The organism is Vulcanococcus sp., assembly GCF_044369115.1.
Classification (GTDB): domain Bacteria; phylum Cyanobacteriota; class Cyanobacteriia; order PCC-6307; family Cyanobiaceae; genus Vulcanococcus.
Genome location: NZ_JBIPMN010000170.1, coordinates 1 through 5,756, shown reverse-complemented (window position 1 = coordinate 5,756; position 5,756 = coordinate 1). Strand labels below are relative to the sequence as shown.

Below are 5,756 nucleotides of genomic sequence, written 5' to 3'. Positions count from 1 at the left end.
CCCGCCCGCCCGCCAGGCTCGTCAGCCGGGGTCGTAACCCCAGTGCCGGTGAAATCCTCACCCAGCTGATTCAGGCCAAGGATCTGCGCAACCGCGTGTTGATCACGCTCGGCCTGCTGCTCCTGGTGCGCTTGGGGATCTACATCCCGGTGCCCGGCATCGATCGGGTCGCCTTTCAGGATTTCATCGCCCGCGGTGGTCAGCTGATCGGCTTCCTCGACATCTTCACCGGCGGTGGCATCTCCACCCTGGGGGTGTTTGGTCTCGGGATCCTGCCGTTTATCAACGCGTCGATCATCCTGCAGCTGCTCACCTCGGCGCTGCCGCAGCTCGAGGATCTGCAGAAAAACGAAGGTGAGGCGGGCCGCCGCAAGATCGCCCAGTACACGCGTTATGTGGCGCTCGGCTGGGGCATCTTGCAGAGCATCGTGTTTGCCCTGATCCTGAGGCCCTACGCGCTCGCCGGCACGTCTGATCTGGTGTTTGTCCTGCAGACGGCTGTGGCCCTGGTGACCGGTTCGATGGTGGTGATGTGGATCAGTGAGGTGATCACCGAGCGCGGTATTGGTCAGGGCGCCTCGCTGGTGATCTACCTCAACATCGTGGCCACCCTGCCCAGGGCCCTTGGCTCCACGATTGAGCTGGCCCAGAGCGGTGATCGCAGCACTGTGGGCGGCATCGTGGTGCTCGTGGCCGTCTTCCTGCTCACGATTGTGGGCATCGTGTGCGTGGAAGAGGGCAACCGGCGCATCCCCATCGTGAGCGCGAAGCGTCAGGTGGGCGGTGCCAGCCTCTCGGCTCGTCAGAGCTATCTGCCGCTCAAGCTCAATGCCGGCGGTGTGATGCCGATCATCTTTGCTTCGGCTGTGGTGTTCCTGCCGCTCACCATCGCCAACATCACCAAGCAGCCCTGGCTGATCAACATCGCTTCAGCTCTAAGCCCCAACAGCGGCACCCCGTGGGTGTACGCGCTGCTGTTCTTTGCGCTGATCATCGGCTTTTCCTTCTTCTACGCCACCCTCACGATCAACCCGGTCGACGTGGCTACCAACCTCAAGCGCTCCGGTGTGGCGATCCCCGGCGTGCGCCCCGGTTCTGCCACCGCCACCTACCTCAGTGGCGTGCAGAACCGCCTCACCCTGCTCGGTGCTCTGTTCCTAGGAGCCGTGGCGATCATTCCCTCCGCTGTGGAATCGGCCACCCAGGTGAAAACGTTCCAGGGCCTCGGTGCCACCAGCTTGCTGATCCTGGTGGGTGTGGCCATCCAGACCGCCAAGCAGCTCCAGACCGCCGTGATCTCGCAGCGCTACGAGGGCATGGTGCGCCAGTGAGCGCCACCATTGTTGATTCCGTTCTGTTGTACCCCTTCGTGTCATGAAGCAACGCCTCCTCTTCCTCGGCCCCCCGGGCGCTGGCAAGGGCACCCAGGCCCAGCGCCTCGCTGAGAGCCAGGGATTGCTCCACCTGTCCACTGGTGATCTGCTGCGGGCTGAAGTGGCTGCCGGTAGTGAGCTGGGGAAGGAAGCTGAAGCCGTGATGGCCCGCGGTGAGCTGGTGAGCGACGCGCTGGTGCTGGCGATCGTGCGCAGCCGGCTGCAGGCCCACTCCGGTGGCTGGCTGCTTGATGGCTTCCCTCGCAACGTGGCCCAGGCCGATGCCCTGGCGCAGCTGCTTGAGGAGCTCGGCCAGCAGATCGAGCGCGTTGTGCTGATGGAGCTCGATGATGCGGTGCTGGTGCAGCGTTTGCTCTCCCGCGGCCGCGCCGACGACAACGAAGCGGTGATCCGTCATCGCCTCGAGGTGTACCGCCAGCAGACCGAGCCTCTGATCGCTTACTACCGCGAGCGCGGCCTCATTGCGCCTGTTGAAGCGGCTGGCACGGTTGAGGAGATCAAGGCGCGGATCGCCAGCGTGTTGGGTTGACCCGTGTGGTAGGGTCAGCGTTTGCAAAATTGGAGAGACCGCTCCCATGAAGGTGCGTGCCTCGGTCAAGAAAATGTGCGACAAGTGCCGTGTGATTCGTCGCCACGGCCGGGTGATGGTGATCTGCGCCAACCCCAAGCACAAGCAGCGCCAGGGTTGATCCCTGGTTGAGTCTTGCCATCGGCCTACGGGCCAACCCCTCCCCTGCTCACCCCATCGTTAGTTTCTGTGGCTCGGATTGCCGGCGTTGATATTCCTCGCGACAAGAGGATCGAAATCGCCCTCACCTACGTGTACGGGATCGGCCTGACCACGGCCAAGAAAATCCTGGCCAAAACCGGTGTCAACCCTGATACCCGCGTCAAGGACCTTGACGACGCCGACGTGCAGAAGCTGCGCGGCGCCGCTGAGGGTTACACCCTTGAAGGCGACCTGCGCCGTCAGGAAGGCATGGCCATGAAGCGCCTGCAGGACATCGGCTGCGTTCGCGGCCGTCGTCACCGTGCCGGCCTGCCCGTCCGTGGTCAGCGCACCCGTACCAATGCCCGCACCCGCCGCGGCGCTCGTAAGACCGTTGCCGGTAAGAAGAAGTAAGGCCTTACCTGCTTCCGGCCTTCGGCCTTTGATCTCGCACCTGCCGGCAGCTCCCCATAGGGCGCTGGCGTCACCAGGTTGCTCCCCCAGTTCCTCGATTACCTCCCTGCGGTTGCAGGGCTCTAACCCATGGCCAAGCCCGCCAAGAAATCCGGCCCCAAGAAGACGAAGCGCAATGTGCCCAACGGTGTGGCGCACATTCAGAGCACCTTCAACAACACCATCGTTTCGATCACCGACACCGCTGGTGAAGTGATCTCCTGGAGTTCCGCAGGAGCCAGCGGTTTCAAGGGTGCCCGTAAAGGCACCCCCTTCGCCGCCCAGACCGCCGCAGAAGCAGCCGCCCGTCGCGCCCTTGAGCAGGGGATGCGCCAGATCGAGGTGCTGGTGCGCGGTCCTGGTTCCGGCCGTGAAACCGCCATCCGTGCCCTGCAGGTGGCCGGCCTGGAGATCACCTTGATTCGCGACGTCACACCTCTGCCCCACAACGGCTGCCGCCGCTCCAAGCGTCGCCGGGTCTGATCCGACGCCTTAGCCCTGCCCCAGAGGGGGCTCCTCCTCTTCTTTCGAGCTTCAGACCGTGTTGCAGTACCAGATCGATCGGGTCGAACACCAGATCGCCGACGACCGTTCCCAGACCGGCGTCTTTGTGATTGGCCCCCTTGAGCGGGGTCAGGCCATCACCCTCGGCAACTCCCTGCGCCGCGTGCTGATGGGAGCCCTCGAGGGCAGCGCCATCACGGCCGTGCGTATCGCCGGCGTGAACCACGAGTACGCCACCGTTCCTGGTGTGCGCGAAGACGTGCTCGACATCCTGCTGAACTGCAAGGACATCGCCGTCAGCAGCCGCACCCGTGAGCTGGAGATCGGTCGTCTGGTGGCCAATGGCCCCTGCACCGTCACCGCCTCCGACCTGCAGTTCTCCTCCCAGGTGAGCGTGATTGATGGTGATCGTCCGATTGCCACCGTGGCCGATGGCTACTGCCTTGAGCTGGAAGTGCATGTGGAGCGCGGCGTCGGCTATCGCCCCGTCGATCGCCGCACAGAAGACACCAGTGCCATCGATCTTCTCCAGATCGATGCCGTGTTCATGCCGGTGCGCCGCGTGAACTACAGCGTGGATGAAACCGCTGTGGGTGAAGGCGGCTCCGCTCGCGAGCGCCTGCGCCTCGAAATCGAAACCGATGGCTCCGTCACCCCCGACGATGCCATGGCTCAGGCGGCCAACCAGCTGATTGCACTGTTCCAGCCTCTGGCCAGCCTCACCATGGTGGATGAGCCGGGCCTGGAGCCCGAGCCCTCCGCTGAGGCTCAGATTCCCCTTGAGGAGCTGAACCTTTCGGTTCGCGCCTACAACTGCCTCAAGCGTGCCCAGGTCAACTCCGTGTCCGACCTGATGGGCTTCAGCTATGAAGATCTGCTGGAGATCAAGAACTTCGGTTCCAAGTCGGCTGATGAGGTGATCGAAGCGCTTGAGCGCATCGGCATCTCCCTGCCCCAGAGCCGCACCAGCGCCTGATTGAGCGCGCGTCGTTCCTTTTCTGTTAACGCTTACCCACCGCATCCGTCATGCGCCACCAGTGCCGAGTTCCCAAGCTGGGACGCCCCGCCGACCAACGCAAAGCGATGCTGCGCGCCCTCACCACGCAGCTGATCCGCGAAGGTCGCCTCACCACCACCAAGGCCCGTGCCAAGGCTCTGCGCGATGAGGCCGAGCGCATGATCAGCCTGGCTAAGGACGGCAGCCTCGCGGCTCGCCGCCGCGCCATCGGCTACATCTACGACAAGCAGCTGGTGCACGCCCTGTTTGACAAGGCCCAGGAACGCTACGGCGATCGCAATGGCGGTTACACCCGCATCATTCGCACCGTGCCTCGCCGCGGCGACAACGCCGAGATGGCGATCATCGAGCTGGTCTGATTCAGACTTGGCCGTTCAACCAGCCGCGCGTGGTCTTGTGACCCGCGCGGCTTTGTTGTGTCCGGCTGCGTTGTGTTGGCTCCAGGTGTGTCTGCTGCTGTGGAACGGTTGGCTGAACCCATGAGTGCCCCAGCCCGGCGCATCGCGCTCTGTCTGCAATACGACGGAGCGCCCTACTGCGGTTGGCAGCGTCAACCGCGTGATCCCAGCGTGCAGGAAACCCTCGAGGCGGCCATCGCGGCTCTTGATCCCCGCCGGCCCGTGAGCGTGCAGGCTGCTGGCCGCACCGACACGGGTGTGCATGCCGCCGCTCAGGTGGTGCATGTGGATGTGGAAGGTCCGATCCCAGCCCAGCGCTGGCCTGCCGCCTTGAATGGCCGGCTGCCCGCCAGCATCCGCGTGCGCGCTGGCGCGGAGGTGCCGCCCGATTGGCACGCCTGCTTCAGCGCCAGCTTCCGGCGTTACCGCTACACCCTCTACAACGCGCGGCTGCCCAACCTCTTCCTCGCCCCCTGGAGCTGGCACCGCTACCAGCAGCGCCTCGATGAGCAGCTGATGCGCCAGGCCTTGGAGGGCATGCTCGGCGAACACGATTTCGCGGCGTTTGAACGAGCCGGCAGCGCCCGCTCCCATTCGCGCACCACCCTGCAGGAGGTGCAGCTGGTGCGGCGCGGCGATCTGATTGAGGTGGAGCTGCAGGCCTCAGGCTTCCTCTACGGCATGGTGCGCCTGGTGATGGGCCAGCTGGTGGCGGTGGGGGAGCAGCGCCTCAGCCTTGCGGCCTTCGAGCAGCGCTGGCGCTCCGGTGCCCGCCACGAGGTGAAGGAGGCGGCCCCACCGCACGGGCTGTGTCTCCTGCGGGTGGGCTATCCCACGCCGGTGTTCCCTGAGGCTGCCTGGTATGATTGCCAACCGCGGTATTTGCTGGAGTGTTCCGACTCTCCGCCCCGCGCCTGAGCAGGCTCTCCGCGAAGGGGGCGTGACAGGCGGCGAGGTAGGGTCGCTCCACGAGCTTCAGACGTCCGAGTGATCGGATGCCCTGCCGTCCCAGTCCAGACCTTCCGTCCAGACGCCCTGTCCCGCCCCTCTGCTTCTTTTGAGCAGTGGAGCTCTTACCGATCCGGCCCGCCGGTGCGATGAACAAGACTCTCGTTCCCCCTCAGGATCCCTCCAGTCGCCAGTGGTATCTGGTGGATGCTGAGAACCAGACCCTCGGCCGTCTCGCCAGCGAAGTGGCATCGGTGCTCCGGGGCAAGAACAACCCCAACTTCGCCCCTCACCTTGACGCCGGCGATTTCGTCGTGGTGATCAACGCTGAG

Annotated in this window: 9 protein-coding genes; all 9 read left to right on the top strand. The window is 64.7% G+C overall.

The window, feature by feature from the left end; all coding sequences use genetic code 11:
- Positions 1–53: 53 nt before the first annotated feature.
- Entirely contained in the window at positions 54–1,331 is a 1,278-nt protein-coding gene (secY, locus tag ACIQ2E_RS12055; RefSeq protein WP_398330797.1) for a preprotein translocase subunit SecY, read from the top strand.
- A gap of 43 nt (positions 1,332–1,374) precedes the next feature.
- Complete coding sequence (locus tag ACIQ2E_RS12050) at positions 1,375–1,923, top strand: adenylate kinase (RefSeq protein ID WP_398330794.1); 549 nt, start codon at positions 1,375–1,377, stop codon at positions 1,921–1,923.
- A 46-nt stretch (positions 1,924–1,969) separates the two neighbouring features.
- On the top strand, positions 1,970–2,083 hold the full coding sequence (gene rpmJ, locus ACIQ2E_RS12045; protein WP_010311631.1) for a 50S ribosomal protein L36: 114 nt from the start codon (positions 1,970–1,972) through the stop codon (positions 2,081–2,083).
- Between the two features lie 68 nt (positions 2,084–2,151).
- Complete coding sequence (rpsM, locus tag ACIQ2E_RS12040) at positions 2,152–2,517, top strand: 30S ribosomal protein S13 (RefSeq protein ID WP_296443271.1); 366 nt, start codon at positions 2,152–2,154, stop codon at positions 2,515–2,517.
- Between the two features lie 129 nt (positions 2,518–2,646).
- The gene (rpsK, locus tag ACIQ2E_RS12035; protein WP_398330790.1) at positions 2,647–3,039 is read left to right on the top strand and encodes a 30S ribosomal protein S11; all 393 of its coding nucleotides are present in this window, start codon (positions 2,647–2,649) and stop codon (positions 3,037–3,039) included.
- A 58-nt stretch (positions 3,040–3,097) separates the two neighbouring features.
- Entirely contained in the window at positions 3,098–4,036 is a 939-nt protein-coding gene (locus tag ACIQ2E_RS12030) for a DNA-directed RNA polymerase subunit alpha (protein WP_398330787.1), read from the top strand.
- A gap of 50 nt (positions 4,037–4,086) precedes the next feature.
- Entirely contained in the window at positions 4,087–4,437 is a 351-nt protein-coding gene (gene rplQ, locus ACIQ2E_RS12025) for a 50S ribosomal protein L17 (RefSeq protein WP_010311623.1), read from the top strand.
- 120 nt (positions 4,438–4,557) lie between these two features.
- Entirely contained in the window at positions 4,558–5,394 is an 837-nt protein-coding gene (truA, locus tag ACIQ2E_RS12020; RefSeq protein WP_398330783.1) for a tRNA pseudouridine(38-40) synthase TruA, read from the top strand.
- Between the two features lie 179 nt (positions 5,395–5,573).
- Positions 5,574–5,756: uL13 family ribosomal protein (locus ACIQ2E_RS12015; RefSeq protein ID WP_398330779.1), on the top strand; the 183-nt coding region annotated here is incomplete at its 3' end.